This window comes from Vibrio sp. J502, assembly GCF_025397955.1.
In the GTDB taxonomy this organism is placed as follows: Bacteria; Pseudomonadota; Gammaproteobacteria; order Enterobacterales; family Vibrionaceae; genus Vibrio; species Vibrio anguillarum.
Window position 1 is genome coordinate 512,838 of record NZ_CP104554.1, and the last position, 14,758, is coordinate 527,595.

The window sequence follows — 14,758 nt, forward strand, 5'->3', positions numbered from 1 at the left end:
CATTTTATGTAAAGAAAAGCGTCTACTGTCCGATAAAGAGATCATTCATTCTATGGCATGGGTCTGTTATGGCAATTACCGTTAATACCAATGTTCCCGCTTTGATTGCGCAGCGTCACTTAGGCTCAGCAAGCGAAATGTTGAATCAATCTTTGGAGCGTCTTGCTTCCGGGAAGCGTATTAATAGTGCCAAAGATGATGCTGCGGGTTTACAAATTTCGAATCGTCTTGAGTCGCAAATGAGGGGCTTAGATGTCGCTGTACGCAATGCTAATGATGGCATTTCAATCATGCAGACTGCTGAAGGTGCAATGCAAGAGACAACCAGCCTGCTTCAGCGTATGCGAGATCTCTCTTTGCAGTCGGCGAATGGCGCGAATAGTAAAGCGGATAGGCAAGCTTTACAGGAAGAAATGAGCGCCTTGAACGATGAATTAAACCGAATTGCTGAAACCACCTCTTTTGGTGGTCGTAAGTTACTGAATGGTTCGTTTGGTCAATCCTCATTTCAGATAGGGGCGAGCTCTGGCGAAGCAGTGCAAGTTTCGTTAAAAAACATGCGTTCAGACAGTTTGGATATGGGGGGCTTTAGCTATGTTGCGGCAGGCATGGCGGGTAGCCAGTGGCGGGTGACACAAGATAATCGGCTGCTCACCATGAGCTATACCGACGCCAAGGGAAAACAGCACAACATTCAAATCCAAGCAAAAGTAGGGGACGATATTGAAGAGTTGGCAACCTACATCAATGGGCAAACCGATAAAGTATCGGCGTCAGTCAACGACAAAGGACAGCTACAGCTGTTCATGGCGGGTAAAGAAACCTCTGGGACTATTGATTTTAAAGGTAGCTTAGCCAATCAGTTGCAAATGAATGTGACGGGATATGAAGCAGTAGACACTATTGATATTACCGAAGTCGGTGGTGCGCAGCGGGCGGTTGCCGTCATTGATACCGCAATGCAGTACGTTGATAGCCATCGCTCTGAGTTAGGCGCGTTGCAAAACCGTTTTAACCACGCCATCAACAACCTCGACAACGTACATGAAAACCTCGCTTCTTCAAACAGTCGAATTAAAGATACTGACTATGCGAAAGAGACCACCCAAATGGTAAAACAGCAAATCCTACAACAAGTCAGTACCTCTATTCTTGCGCAAGCCAAAAAACAGCCAAACCTAGCATTGGCCTTACTTCGCTAGCGATAAAAATCAACAATTATCGACCTTTATCAACAACTCTTTAGCGAAATTATTACCTTTTTGGTGGGTTTTTGACCTCTCGTCCTGTTTTTTACACTAAACACATTTTTTTTAAGAAAATTGAAAAAAAATCCTCAAGCTTTGGAAAATACCGCCGTTATAAAAAGTAACTTTGAGAGAACTATTTGGTTTTCCGAGACGTCGGAAACCGGAAACATCGGAAAATCAATTGGAGTAATCACCATGGCAGTTAATGTAAATACCAACGTATCAGCGATGACAGCACAGCGTTACCTAAACAGCGCTAGCAATGCACAACAAACATCAATGGAACGCCTATCTTCTGGCTTTAAAATCAACAGCGCAAAAGATGATGCGGCAGGCCTACAAATCTCTAACCGTTTGAATGTTCAGAGCCGCGGTCTTGACGTAGCAGTACGTAATGCGAATGACGGTATTTCTATTGCACAAACCGCTGAGGGTGCGATGAATGAAACGACCAACATTTTGCAACGTATGCGTGACTTGTCACTACAATCAGCTAACGGCTCAAACTCAAAAGCAGACCGTGTAGCGATTCAAGAAGAAGTCACCGCTCTGAATGACGAGTTAAACCGTATCGCAGAAACCACATCATTTGGTGGTAACAAATTACTTAACGGTACTTTTGAAACTAAGTCATTCCAAATCGGTGCGGATAACGGTGAAGCCGTCATGCTTAGCCTAAACAACATGCGTAGTGACAATGCTATGATGGGCGGCACAAGCTACCAAGCGGCGAACGGCAAAGATAAAGATTGGTCAGTTCAAGCCGGCAGCAACGATCTACAAATCACACTGAAAGATACTTCAGGTACAGATCAGACTATCAATATCTCAGCTAAAGAAGGCGATGATATTGAAGAGTTGGCGACTTACATCAACGGCCAAACTGATATGGTGAAAGCATCAGTTGATGATGAAGGAAAACTACAAGTCTTCGCTGGCAGTAATAAAGTAGAAGGCCCTGTAACATTCGCAGGTGGTCTTGCTGGTGAGCTCGGCATGCAAGCTGGTCAAGCTGTTACCGTAGATGTCATTGATGTGACCTCTGTGGGTGGCGCTCAAGAATCGGTTGCCATTGTTGATGCTGCACTGCAATTTGTAGATAGCCATCGCGCACAATTAGGTGCATTCCAAAATCGCTTTAGCCATGCAATCAGCAACTTAGATAACATTAACGAAAACGTGAGTGCTTCTAAGAGCCGTATTAAAGATACTGACTTTGCCAAAGAAACAACAGCGCTTACTAAGTCGCAAATTCTTTCTCAAGCATCAAGCTCAGTGCTGGCTCAAGCAAAACAAGCGCCACAAGCGGCACTTAGCTTACTTGGCTAAAAGAGCCCAATAGCTCAAGAGTTACCCTTAATGAAAATCCAGCCTCGGCTGGATTTTTTTGCTTAGCGGCAAAGTGGAAAAAGTGTTAGTTGATGCAGCATTATCTTTCTTACTTTTTGACGCTAATCACATTTCTCATGCTCGCTGCATAAATTTTAAAAAAAGGCTTATTTTTTTCTAAAGGATATAAATCTTTCGCCGTTAAAGGATACGAGAGAAATGAGGTGTACCGACGTGAGGTGAGAGACACGGAAGTACATCAACACAATGCCTAAGGAGATCAATATGGCAATTAATGTAAGCACTAACGTGTCTGCAATGACCGCACAGCGTTATTTAAATAACGCCGCTGATGGTACGCAGAAATCGATGGAGCGTCTGTCATCGGGCTATAAAATCAATAGCGCGCGTGATGATGCAGCGGGTCTACAAATCTCAAACCGTTTAACGTCACAAAGCCGTGGCTTAGATATGGCGGTAAGAAACGCAAATGATGGTATCTCCATTGCACAAACCGCAGAGGGTGCAATGAATGAAACCACCAATATCTTGCAACGTATGCGAGATCTTTCTTTGCAATCAGCAAACGGTTCTAACTCAAGTTCAGAACGCCAAGCGATCCAAGAGGAAGTCTCAGCACTCAATGATGAATTAAACCGTATTGCTGAAACAACCTCGTTTGGTGGTAATAAACTGCTAAATGGTTCGTTTGGTAATAAATCTTTCCAAATTGGTGCCGATTCTGGTGAAGCTGTGATGCTTTCCATGAGCGACATGCGTTCTGACACAAAAGCGATGGGCGGTAAGAGCTATGTCGCGACAAATGGCAAAGCGCCTGACTGGTCAGTCACCAATGCGACGGATCTGACTCTGAGCTATACTGATAAACAAGGAGAAGCTCGCGAAGTCACCATTAACGCTAAAGCGGGTGATGACTTAGAAGAGGTCGCTACTTACATTAATGGTCAAAATGGTGACATCAAAGCTTCAGTCGGTGATGAAGGTAAACTGCAACTGTTTGCTGCCAATCAAAAAGTCTCAAGCGATGTCACTATTGGTGGTGGACTGGGTACTGAGATTGGTTTTGCTGCAGGTAAAGACGTAACCGTCAAAGACATCAATGTCACAACGGTTGGCGGCTCTCAGGAAGCTGTAGCTTTGATTGATGGTGCACTAAAGGCCGTTGATAGCCAACGCGCCTCGTTAGGTGCATTCCAGAACCGTTTCGGTCATGCCATCAGTAACCTTGATAACATCAACGAGAACGTCAACGCTTCTCGTAGTCGAATTAAGGATACTGATTATGCCCGTGAAACAACCCAAATGACGAAGTCGCAGATTTTGCAGCAAGCGAGTACGTCAGTTTTGGCACAGGCGAAGCAGTCACCATCTGCAGCTCTTAGTCTATTGGGTTAACCGATAGGCGAATGGAGCTTTGTGGGGAAAGCAGTGTTTTCACTGCCAACCTATGAGGTGGAAGGGAGATTGTTATGGAAATACCATCCTACACATCGAACATCCAGCCTTACGGCTCGCAAAGTGGCATTAAATTTGCTTCAGAAAACGATGGCGCGACACGCGCTTCCTCGAAACAAAATGAGGTGAATCGTACTGAACAGTTAAGAAATAGGCAAAACCAAAGCGTTGAAGCGGCAATCGAGCTTGCACAGCAACGAGAGCAGATCAACAAATCGGAAAGAGCCAAGATGGTAGAGCAGATGAATGAATTTATCTCATCTATCAACAAAGACTTAGCGTTTAGAGTCGATGAAGAATCAGGACGGGATGTTGTGACGATTTATGAAGCCAGTACTGGTGACATTATTCGTCAGATCCCGAACGAGGAAATGCTAGAGGTTTTGCGACGCCTTGCCAGACAAAAAGACCACAGTACAGGTTTATTGGTTGCTAAGGTGTAATCGTAGTTTTTGAGGTGATTTAATGAGCTTAGGCCCGATGGGTATGAATACTGGCATGGATATCAATTCCTTGGTCAGCAAAATTGTCAATGCAGAGCGCGTTCCTAAGCAGCAACGTATTGATAATGAGCTTGGCCAAATTGATGCCAGTATCAGTGCCTACGGCCGGCTCAAAGAGTCGCTGGATACGATGAAAAATCTTATGACGAATTTTCGTCAGGAGAAGGCTTTCGCTTTGCGAAAAGTCGATACTACTGATGAAAACGTCGTCTCCGCGACAGCCACCACTGACGCAATAGCAGGTAAATATGCTATCGATGTGTTGCAGCTTGCACAGAGCCATAAAGTTGCCTCGGATGTTTTAGATAAAGAGGCAAAGTTTGGTCCTGGTAAGCTGCAGATTTCACTTGGTGATCAGAAGTTTGATGTTGATGTCCAAGCCAATTCAAAATTGATTGATATCGTTCGCGGTATCAACAGCACTAAAACCAATCCCGGAGTTCGTGCTTCGGTAATCAATGATGTTGAAGGACCACGTTTGATTGTGGCCTCTAATCTATCTGGAAAAGATCATGACATTAAAATTAATGCTCAGTCTGATGCCGGAAATCCGCTCAAAAATCTAGAATACAAAACGCTGGAAGAGCGCGTTAAAGATTTAGAAAAAGCACGCGCTGCGGCGCAACAAATCATTGCACCACTCACGCCAGCTCAACAAGCTATCGCTGCAAAAGTCGCCGAGAAAATAGGTGCGGCGGCACGCGAAGTTGACCAAAGTATGGCGAGTGGTGTTCAAGAAGTCGCCGGACAAGTAGCTGCCGACGGTAAAGTCGCTAATGCTGCCGGTGAATTAACCGATGCCGCCGTCAAAGCTGCTGCCGCCGCCGGTGTTGCTGCCAATAAATATCTGAAACCGCAAGATCGTATTCCAGGGTGGACTGAAACCGCCTCTGGCACCTTGCTCGATTCCTACTATGAACCTGATCCAGAGCTTGATGCGACCGCGTTAGAAAAAGCGCCAGATGTGCCCGGTTGGACCAATACTGCTTCTGGTACTTTGGTTGACTCCTATGTCACCCCCAAAGAAGCGCAAGCCAAGCTTGAACAGCAATTAGCAGCCGAAAAAGCCGCGGTTGCGGCGGCGGTGCGTAGTGGTGAACTGACGCCAGAGCAAGCCAAGCAGAAAGAGCGTGAAAAGCTTGACCCGCAAGAGCGTGAGTATTTAGATAAAGTGGACAAAGCAGATGCTGAACTTAGAGCGGCACAAGCATCATTTGACGCCTATCAAGGTATGACTCAAGTACAAGCAGGCCAAGATTCCGTGGTGGTTTTGGACGGTGTGGCGACCCTTTCTAGCAACAACAACGTGATTGAAGATGCGATTGAAGGGGTTGATTTGACCCTTAAAGGGCAAACGGCCAAAGGCAAACCACCGGCTGAAATTGGCATCGAATATGACCGCAAAACCGTGCGCGATGATATTGAACAATTTGTCGCGGCGTATAATCAGTTTTATCAGGTCTCTAAAGAACTTGGAGGCGTTGACCCTCGGACTGGCCAAGCTGGGCCACTGGCGGGTGACAGTATTGTGCGCAGTGCAGATTCCCGCCTACGTAGTGTTTTTTCGACTAGAATTGAGCAGGCTCCAGAAGAGATCAAAAGTCTGATTGAGTTTGGTATTACCACCACACGCCAAGGGACACTTGAAATTAACTACGACATGCTAGATCGCCAACTCAATAACAACTTTAATAAGCTAGGTGAGTTCTTTGGTGGAAACCAAGGATTTGCCAAACGGGTTGAAGATGCTATTCAGAGCATGACGGGGGTGACAGGGTCGATTCGCACACGCGAAAAAAGCTTAGTAGAACGCAACTACCGTGTGGCGGACGACCAAGCGGCACTTGATCGCCGCATGGACAGTTTGGAGAAGCGAACGCATTCTAAGTTTTCAGCAATGCAAGACGCGACCAGTAAAATGCAGAACCAATTAGCTGGTATGATGAATGCGTTAGGCGGCTGATATGGAGCAGCAACTCGACCTTTTAAGTGATCTAGATCACCAAATAAGAGCAATGCTTGTCATTGATGAAATTAATACTGAAGAAATCAATCATCTTGTCGATAAAAGGGAACGGATATTGCAAAACTTACTGACGCATGCGTCAGAAAATCCACAGTTTGCAATGTCGAGCCGATGGCGAGAGGCTATTGATGAAACTAAACATCTTGTTGAACTGATGCAGTCAAAAACGGTCGAGATCGGTAGAACGCTCCAAAAATACCGACACGGTAATAAATCCGTTCAGCAATACAAAAAGTTTTTATAAGAGGAAGACTATGCGCGGTTCTTTACAGGCATACAAAAAGGTATCAGTGGATAGCCAGCTCAGTGCGGCCTCGCCGCATAAAGTCGTACAAATGTTGATGGCGGGTGCCATTGAACGCCTTATTCAAGCAAAAGCAGCAATGCTACAGGGGAATATTCCAAGTAAGGGTGAACGCCTTGGTAAAGCATTGGATATCATTATTAGCTTACGCAGTTGCTTATCGATGAGTGATGGCGGGGATATTGCAAAAAATTTAGATCAGCTTTATGAATTTATGATCACTCAGATCACCGAAGCGAATCATCAGAATGACCCGCAACCACTGGATGATGTGATCGACATCATTCGAGAAATTAAATCAGCATGGGATCAAATCCCTCCTGAATACCACAATCTAACGGCAAGCGAAGTGGGCATATAAGTTATTTATAAAACTTTAGGCACTTATTTTTTAAAGTTTTAACTGATGTCACACCAGCTCATTGCTTGGTTGCCTTATTTTTTTTATTCCATAGAATAGAAGCCATTACTAGCCTAATGGCTTTTTTTGTTGCTGAATTCCACAAATTGTCTATCGTTTAATCAAGTGATTATAGAAAAACAAAACTGAATAACGATTTTCAGAAGTGCGGCCACAATTTCTCTGATTTAAGGCAAATATTCTCACCTATGCAAGGTTTAGCAAAACTGCTTGTGATAGAAGACGATCCGCAGATCCGTCTCAATCTAAGTAACATTTTAGAATTTGTTGGAGAGCACTGCGAGGCGATCGAGTCATCCCAAATCAAGGATATTGATTGTTCAAGATTGTGGGGGGGCTGCATTATTGGATCGCTAAAAAGTGAGCAGTTAACTGATGAGATAGCTCAGTGGTTGACTAAGGCCAATTATATTCCACTTCTAATGGCAAACAAGCAGCCATATTCATTGGAAGAATTTACTCAATACGTCGGTGAACTTGAGTCACCTCTTAATTACCCTCAACTGAGTGACGCATTACGACATTGCAAAGAATTTTTAGGACGCAAAGGCGTGCAAGTTCCCTCTACATCGCGTAAGAATACCTTATTTCGTAGCCTTGTAGGCCAAAGTCATGGTATCCAAGAAGTTCGCCATTTGATTGAGCAAGTCTCAGGCACAGAAGCTAATGTGTTGATCTTAGGTGAATCTGGAACGGGCAAAGAAGTGGTTGCGCGTAACATCCATTATCATTCTGCACGCCGCAACGGTCCGTTTGTGCCGATTAACTGTGGCGCGATTCCGGCTGATTTACTTGAAAGTGAATTATTTGGTCATGAAAAAGGGGCGTTTACCGGAGCGATAACCGCGCGTAAAGGTCGTTTTGAGCTTGCCGAAGGCGGTACTTTATTTCTCGATGAGATCGGTGATATGCCGATGTCGATGCAGGTAAAGTTGTTGCGTGTGTTACAAGAACGCTGCTTTGAACGTGTGGGCGGTAACACCACCATTAAAGTGAATGTGCGTGTGGTGTCAGCGACTCACCGCAATTTAGAAAACATGATTGATGATGAATCATTTCGTGAAGATCTTTACTATCGACTCAATGTTTTCCCAATTGAAATGCCAGCGCTAAAAGATCGCAAAGACGACATCCCATTGCTGTTACAAGAACTCATGACACGTATGGAAGCGGAAGGTGGACAGCCATTTTGTTTTACCCCGCGAGCAGTCAATTCGTTAATGGAACACAATTGGCCGGGCAATGTTCGTGAGCTAGCGAATTTAGTTGAGCGGATGATCATTCTCTATCCAAATAGTCTCGTCGACGTCAATCATTTACCAACTAAATACCGCTATAGTGATATTCCAGAATTCCAACCAGAGCACAGCTCTTATGGTTCTGTTGAAGACCAAGAACGTGATGTGCTGGCGGGTATTTTCTCTGAAAACTTCAGTTTTGAAGACGTCGAAGAGATGCACGAAAATCTCAACGCACCGCAGTCATTGCCTCCTGAAGGCGTGAATTTGAAAGAGCTATTGGCGGACTTGGAAGTCAATATGATCAACCAAGCCCTTGAAGCTCAAGGCGGAGTGGTAGCGCGTGCCGCTGATATGCTGGGTATGCGCCGTACGACCTTGGTTGAAAAAATGCGTAAATACAATATGCAACGGTGATTCAAAAACAGCATGGGTAAAGTTTAGTCAATATATTGGCAATGGATTAATTATTTGATTTTAAAGAAAAATAGCCTGGCATGTATTTTGCGTGTTAGGCTATTGTTGTTTTATAGGTAGAATTTCGACATGCAGTCTCCTGACACACCCATTAATCAATCTCACTTAGATTCTGTAGAGGATCAAGTTGAGCGCTATAAACAGGTTCTTGATGTGATGCCTGCTGGCGTCATTTTGCTCGATACTCAAGGCGTAGTCAGAGAGGCTAATCCTGAAGCTCAGCGGTTATTGCAAGTCCCATTGGCGGGTGAAAAATGGTATTCCGTCATTCAAAGTGCTTTTGCGCCGAGAGAAGATGATGGGCATGAAATCTCGCTGCGCAATGGTCGTAAAGTTAGATTAGCCATTTCAGCATCAGCAACAGGCCAATTGATATTAATCACCGATTTAACCGAAACTCGGTTACTTCAATCACGCATCAGTGATTTACAGCGCTTATCCTCACTCGGTCGAATGGTGGCGTCTTTGGCACACCAAGTTCGCACACCGTTATCCAGCGCTATGCTCTATGCCTCAAATTTAGGTGCGCCTAACTTGCCAAACGCTACAAGAGAGCGTTTTCAGTCTAAGCTGATGGATAGGCTTCATGATCTTGAAAAACAAGTCAATGATATGTTGTTGTTTGCCAAAGGTGGTGACAATAAAGTCATTCAGCCGTTTACAGTGACAGACTTGGTCAGCGAATTTGTTCCCATGGTGGAAACGGCATTAAAAAATAGCGCAATTGATTATCATCAGGAAGTGGAACAAGAAGGGACTGTGGTGTTAGGTAATGCAAATGCCATTGCCTCTGCACTGAGTAACTTAGTGATGAACGCAATACAAATTGCGGGTAAGGCGTCGCAAATTGATGTCTTTTTTCGCCCGGTAAATGGTGAGCTGAAAATCTCGGTACAAGACAGTGGTCCGGGAGTCCCTGCTGCGCTGCAAAGTAAAATTATGGAACCGTTTTTTACCACTCGCTCACAAGGAACGGGGTTAGGGTTAGCGGTGGTACAAATGGTCTGCCGCGCCCATGATGGGCGATTGGAATTAATTTCAGAAGAAGGGGAGGGTGCTTGCTTTACTATGTGCATTCCACTCGAGCGTCATGCCCCTTCTTCACCAACAGAGACTGGAGAAGGATGATGGCTCAAAGCAAAGTCTTAATCGTTGAAGATGATGAAGGTCTACGCGAAGCGTTAGTCGATACTTTGGCGCTGGCCGGTTATGAATGGCTGGAAGCTGATTGCGCCGAAGATGCACTGATTAAACTCAAAGCACATCCTGTTGATATTGTTGTCTCTGACGTTCAAATGGCTGGCATGGGTGGCCTTGCACTGCTGCGCAACATCAAACAGCATTGGCCCAATTTACCCGTGTTGCTGATGACGGCGTACGCCAATATTGAAGATGCGGTCTCGGCGATGAAAGAGGGCGCCATTGATTACATGGCAAAACCCTTTGCCCCCGAAGTGCTACTCAACATGGTTAGCCGTTACGCGCCAGTGAAATCGGATGATAATGGTGATGCGGTTGTTGCAGATGAGAAAAGCCTGCGCTTATTGTCACTTGCCGACAAAGTGGCAAAAACCGATGCTAACGTCATGATTTTGGGCCCAAGCGGCTCTGGAAAAGAGGTCATGTCTCGCTACATTCATAACTCATCTCCGCGTAAAGATGGGCCATTTGTGGCGATCAACTGTGCCGCCATTCCAGACAACATGCTCGAAGCCACCTTATTTGGTTATGAAAAAGGGGCATTTACAGGAGCGGTACAAGCTTGTCCGGGCAAATTTGAACAAGCACAAGGTGGGACCATTTTACTCGATGAGATCAGCGAGATGGATCTGAACCTACAAGCAAAACTGCTGCGCGTACTCCAAGAGCGTGAAGTGGAACGCTTGGGGGGGCGTAAAAGCATTAAGCTTGATGTCCGCGTATTGGCGACCAGCAACCGCGACCTAAAGCAGTATGTGCAGGAAGGCAATTTCCGTGATGATTTATATTATCGCCTCAACGTCTTTCCAATCTCATGGCCAGCGCTACGTGACCGCAAAGGGGATATTGAACCGCTGGCTCACCACCTTGTAGAGCGTCACTGCACTAAACTTGGTTTACCTGTGCCTCGTATCGCGCCGCAAGCCATTAACAAGTTGCTTAGTTACGCTTGGCCGGGCAACGTCCGTGAACTTGATAACGTCGTGCAACGCGCGCTGATCTTGAGCGAGCAAGGAGACATTGCAAGTGAACATATCTTGTTGGAAGGGGTTGATTGGCAAGATGCTAGCAGCTTGCAACAAGTCGTAGAGCGCAGCGATATTGCCACACCAGAGATTAAGCCTGTAGCACAAGCCGAAGTGAATAAGCTGTTTAATAACAATGGCGCTGCATTGGGTGATGAGCTGAGAGATCAAGAGTACACCATTATTATGGATACTTTAGTCGAGTGCCAAGGCCGCCGTAAAGAGATGGCTGACAAGCTCGGAATTAGCCCTAGGACACTGCGTTATAAATTAGCGAAAATGCGTGATGCAGGAATTGATATCCCCAATTAACCCCAAAGTGGGTGATGGCATATAAATTGCTGCATCACAGAAAGAAGCAGCACAGCAGTCAAAGATTTGGCGTTAGAGGTAGCAATGAGACTTGATGGTTTAAACAGCGAAATGCAAACAATGATGTTGGAAGCAACCAATGCTCGTCCTACGGCAACTGGACAAAGTGTGAGTGCTGATTTTGGCGACATGCTTTCCAAAGCCATTAATAACGTGAACAGTTTGCAAAAGACCTCAGGTAATTTACAAACCCGCTTTGATCGGGGAGATGAAAATGTCTCACTATCAGATGTGATGATTGCTCGTAATAAGTCGAGTGTAGCCTTTGAAGCGACGATTCAAGTTCGAAATAAACTTGTCGACGCCTACAAAGAACTCATGAATATGCCCGTATAAATTAGGTAGCCGCCGTGGCAGAAGATAAGCAAACAACCGATCTTACCGTGACCAGTGGTTCTGACCACGCTTTAATGGCGAGCTCAGATCTAGACATGGACACGCAAAACCCAGATCTTGAAGAGAAGAGTTCATCCAAAAGTGATTTTGCGATGGGCGACTTGGACTTGTTGCGCCAGGTGGTGTTAGTCCTTTCTATTTCCATCTGTGTCGCGCTGATTGTCATGTTGTTCTTTTGGGTTCGAGAACCTGAAATGCGCCCACTTGGCGCTTATGAAACCGAAGAACTTATTCCTGTCCTCGATTATCTTGATCAGCAGAAACTAACCTACAAATTAGATGGTAATACTATCTTAGTGCCATCCAGTGAATACAACAGCTTAAAACTCAACCTCGTCCGTGCAGGGTTAAATCAAAACAAGCAAGCGGGCGATGAAATCTTGATGCAAGACATGGGCTTTGGTGTTTCTCAGCGCCTTGAGCAAGAGCGCCTTAAACTTAGCCGTGAGCGTCAACTTGCTAAAGCAATCGAAGAGATGAAGCTTGTCAACAAAGCTCGTGTATTATTGGCGCTGCCAAAGCAAAGCGTATTTGTTCGTCATAACCAAGATGCTTCTGCCTCCGTATTTCTTACCTTGCGAACTGGCGCGAATCTCAAACAAGAAGAGGTCGACTCTATTGTCGATATGGTCGCCAGCGCTGTGCCAGGGATGAAGCCCAATCGAATTACCGTGACTGATCAACATGGTCGGTTGCTCAGCTCAGGCTCTCAAGACCCCGTCTCTTCTGCTCGTCGTAAAGAACAAGAACTTGAACGCAAGCAAGAAGAGGCGCTGCGTGAAAAAATTGATTCGGTATTAATCCCAATTCTAGGTTTTGGTAATTATACCGCCCAAGTGGATATCCAACTGGATTTCAGTGCCATTGAACAAACGCGTAAACGCTTTGACCCGAATACGCCAGCGACACGCAGCGAATATACGCTTGAAGACTATAACAACGGCAATGTGGTGGCTGGCGTTCCAGGTGCATTAAGTAATCAGCCACCTGCGGATGCTTCGATCCCACAAGACGTCGCGCAGATGAAAGATGGCTCGGTTCTTGGGCAAGGTTCGGTCCATAAAGAAGCCACGCGCAATTTTGAACTCGATACCACCATCAGTCATGAACGCAAACAATCGGGTGTGGTGAATCGTCAAACCGTTGCGGTGGCGATTAAAAACCGACCATCGGTTAACCCAGAGACTGGCGAAGTCACCTATACTCCCTTGAGCGAAAGTGAAATTAGCGCCGTGCGACAAGTATTGATTGGGACGGTTGGCTTTGATGAAAACCGTGGCGATTTGTTGAATGTCTTGAGCATGCAATTTGCCGTGCCTGAAGTTGAGTCAATGGTTGATGTCCCTATTTGGGAGCATCCAAACTTCAACGATTGGGTACGTTGGTTTGCTAGTGCCTTGGTTATTGTGGTTGTGGTGCTGGTGCTGGTTCGCCCTGCGCTGAAAAAACTGCTCAACCCTGCTGCGGATGATGATGACCCAATGTACGGACCTGATGGTTTACCGATTGGTGCTGATGGTGAAACCAGTTTAATTGGCAGTGGTATTGATGGCGGTGATCTCTTTGAGTTTGGTTCCGGTATTGATTTGCCAAACTTACACAAGGATGAGGATGTACTGAAAGCGGTGCGTGCTCTAGTGGCCAATGAGCCTGAACTTGCGGCTCAAGTAGTGAAGAATTGGATGCAAAATGCCTGATAATAAAAATAAGAGTGGAACAGAAGTGACAGAATCATCGGTTGATATTTCAACAATTTCTGGTGATGAAAAAGCGGCTATTTTGTTGTTGAGCTTAAACGAAGAGGACGCCGCGGGCATCATCCGCCATCTTGAACCTAAGCAGGTACAACGAGTCGGTAGCGCGATGGCGAAAGCGAAAGAGCTTAGCCAAGAGAAAGTGGGCGCGGTGCATCGTGCTTTCCTCGAAGATATTCAGAAATACACCAATATCGGTATGGGCAGCGAAGACTTTATGCGTAACGCGCTTATCGCTGCATTAGGTGCCGATAAAGCCAATAACTTGGTCGATCAAATTTTGCTTGGCACGGGTTCAAAAGGGTTGGATTCATTGAAATGGATGGACCCACGACAAGTGGCGAGCATCATTGTTAATGAACACCCACAAATCCAAACCATTGTTTTATCGTATTTAGAACCGGATCAATCGGCTGAAATTTTGGCGCAGTTTGCTGAACGTGACCGTTTAGACTTATTGATGCGCATTGCCAACCTTGAAGAAGTACAACCTTCGGCATTGGCTGAGTTGAATGAAATCATGGAGAAACAATTTGCCGGTCAAGCGGGCGCGCAAGCGGCGAAAATTGGTGGCTTGAAAGCCGCGGCTGATATCATGAACTACCTCGATAACAATATCGAAGGCATCCTCATGGATCAAATGCGTGAGCAAGATGAAGACATGGCAACGCAGATCCAAGATCTGATGTTCGTGTTCGAAAACTTAGTCGAAGTCGACGACCAAGGCATTCAAAAATTGCTGCGTGATGTACCGCAAGATGTACTGCAAAAAGCACTTAAAGGTGCTGATGACGCATTGCGTGAGAAGATCTTCAAAAACATGTCAAAACGTGCAGCTGAGATGATGAAAGATGATCTGGAAGCCATGCCTCCGATTAAAGTATCAGATGTCGAAGCGGCGCAAAAAGAGATTCTGGCGATTGCACGTCGTATGGCCGACAGTGGCGAAATTATGCTGTCTGGCGGCGCAGACGAATTCTTATAATC

General features: G+C 45.6%; 13 protein-coding genes. All 13 read left to right on the plus strand.

All coding sequences use genetic code 11. The annotated features are described in order from the left end of the window. Nucleotides 1-68 precede the first annotated feature (68 nt). Nucleotides 69-1,202 carry a flagellin gene (locus tag N5E84_RS02580; protein ID WP_019281600.1) on the plus strand — a complete coding sequence of 378 codons (1,134 nt, stop codon included), beginning with the start codon at nucleotides 69-71 and terminating at the stop codon, nucleotides 1,200-1,202. Between the two features lie 243 nt (nucleotides 1,203-1,445). Next, nucleotides 1,446-2,579 (plus strand): flagellin, encoded by a 1,134-nt coding sequence (locus N5E84_RS02585; protein WP_019281599.1) that lies wholly within the window; start codon nucleotides 1,446-1,448, stop codon nucleotides 2,577-2,579. 285 nt (nucleotides 2,580-2,864) lie between these two features. Beyond that, a complete protein-coding gene (locus tag N5E84_RS02590; RefSeq protein ID WP_026028066.1) occupies nucleotides 2,865-3,995 on the plus strand; it encodes a flagellin in 1,131 nt (376 codons plus the stop codon). Between the two features lie 74 nt (nucleotides 3,996-4,069). Then, on the plus strand, nucleotides 4,070-4,498 hold the full coding sequence (gene flaG, locus N5E84_RS02595) for a flagellar protein FlaG (RefSeq protein WP_013856302.1): 429 nt from the start codon (nucleotides 4,070-4,072) through the stop codon (nucleotides 4,496-4,498). Nucleotides 4,499-4,520: 22 nt separating this feature from the next. Continuing rightward, the gene (gene fliD / locus N5E84_RS02600) at nucleotides 4,521-6,521 is read left to right on the plus strand and encodes a flagellar filament capping protein FliD (protein WP_019281598.1); all 2,001 of its coding nucleotides are present in this window, start codon (nucleotides 4,521-4,523) and stop codon (nucleotides 6,519-6,521) included. A 1-nt stretch (nucleotide 6,522) separates the two neighbouring features. Then, nucleotides 6,523-6,828 carry a flagellar protein FliT gene (locus N5E84_RS02605; RefSeq protein ID WP_069212109.1) on the plus strand — a complete coding sequence of 102 codons (306 nt, stop codon included), beginning with the start codon at nucleotides 6,523-6,525 and terminating at the stop codon, nucleotides 6,826-6,828. 10 nt (nucleotides 6,829-6,838) lie between these two features. Beyond that, a complete protein-coding gene (fliS, locus tag N5E84_RS02610; protein WP_010318718.1) occupies nucleotides 6,839-7,249 on the plus strand; it encodes a flagellar export chaperone FliS in 411 nt (136 codons plus the stop codon). Nucleotides 7,250-7,497: 248 nt separating this feature from the next. Next, nucleotides 7,498-8,964 (plus strand): sigma-54 dependent transcriptional regulator, encoded by a 1,467-nt coding sequence (locus tag N5E84_RS02615; protein WP_017045739.1) that lies wholly within the window; start codon nucleotides 7,498-7,500, stop codon nucleotides 8,962-8,964. A gap of 129 nt (nucleotides 8,965-9,093) precedes the next feature. Next, nucleotides 9,094-10,152, plus strand: coding sequence for a sensor histidine kinase (locus N5E84_RS02620; RefSeq protein ID WP_013856306.1), 1,059 nt, complete (start codon nucleotides 9,094-9,096; stop codon nucleotides 10,150-10,152). Further along, on the plus strand, nucleotides 10,152-11,561 hold the full coding sequence (locus N5E84_RS02625; protein WP_026028065.1) for a sigma-54-dependent transcriptional regulator: 1,410 nt from the start codon (nucleotides 10,152-10,154) through the stop codon (nucleotides 11,559-11,561). Before N5E84_RS02620 ends, N5E84_RS02625 begins: the two co-directional genes overlap by 1 nt. Before the next feature lie 84 nt (nucleotides 11,562-11,645). Beyond that, nucleotides 11,646-11,957 (plus strand): flagellar hook-basal body complex protein FliE, encoded by a 312-nt coding sequence (fliE, locus tag N5E84_RS02630; protein ID WP_026028064.1) that lies wholly within the window; start codon nucleotides 11,646-11,648, stop codon nucleotides 11,955-11,957. A gap of 14 nt (nucleotides 11,958-11,971) precedes the next feature. Then, nucleotides 11,972-13,714 carry a flagellar basal-body MS-ring/collar protein FliF gene (fliF, locus tag N5E84_RS02635; protein ID WP_019281597.1) on the plus strand — a complete coding sequence of 581 codons (1,743 nt, stop codon included), beginning with the start codon at nucleotides 11,972-11,974 and terminating at the stop codon, nucleotides 13,712-13,714. Further along, nucleotides 13,707-14,756: a flagellar motor switch protein FliG gene (gene fliG, locus N5E84_RS02640; protein ID WP_013856310.1), complete on the plus strand. Its 1,050-nt coding sequence runs from the start codon at nucleotides 13,707-13,709 to the stop codon at nucleotides 14,754-14,756. The genes fliF and fliG overlap by 8 nt, the downstream gene beginning before the upstream one ends. Nucleotides 14,757-14,758: the final 2 nt, after the last annotated feature.

Coding starts and splice junctions, on each gene's coding strand:
- N5E84_RS02580 (WP_019281600.1), top strand. CDS start 69: ATGGCAATTACCGTTAATACCAATGTTCCCGCTTTGATTGCGCAGCGT.
- N5E84_RS02585 (WP_019281599.1), top strand. CDS start 1,446: ATGGCAGTTAATGTAAATACCAACGTATCAGCGATGACAGCACAGCGT.
- N5E84_RS02590 (WP_026028066.1), top strand. CDS start 2,865: ATGGCAATTAATGTAAGCACTAACGTGTCTGCAATGACCGCACAGCGT.
- flaG (WP_013856302.1), top strand. CDS start 4,070: ATGGAAATACCATCCTACACATCGAACATCCAGCCTTACGGCTCGCAA.
- fliD (WP_019281598.1), top strand. CDS start 4,521: ATGAGCTTAGGCCCGATGGGTATGAATACTGGCATGGATATCAATTCC.
- N5E84_RS02605 (WP_069212109.1), top strand. CDS start 6,523: ATGGAGCAGCAACTCGACCTTTTAAGTGATCTAGATCACCAAATAAGA.
- fliS (WP_010318718.1), top strand. CDS start 6,839: ATGCGCGGTTCTTTACAGGCATACAAAAAGGTATCAGTGGATAGCCAG.
- N5E84_RS02615 (WP_017045739.1), top strand. CDS start 7,498: ATGCAAGGTTTAGCAAAACTGCTTGTGATAGAAGACGATCCGCAGATC.
- N5E84_RS02620 (WP_013856306.1), top strand. CDS start 9,094: ATGCAGTCTCCTGACACACCCATTAATCAATCTCACTTAGATTCTGTA.
- N5E84_RS02625 (WP_026028065.1), top strand. CDS start 10,152: ATGGCTCAAAGCAAAGTCTTAATCGTTGAAGATGATGAAGGTCTACGC.
- fliE (WP_026028064.1), top strand. CDS start 11,646: ATGAGACTTGATGGTTTAAACAGCGAAATGCAAACAATGATGTTGGAA.
- fliG (WP_013856310.1), top strand. CDS start 13,707: ATGCCTGATAATAAAAATAAGAGTGGAACAGAAGTGACAGAATCATCG.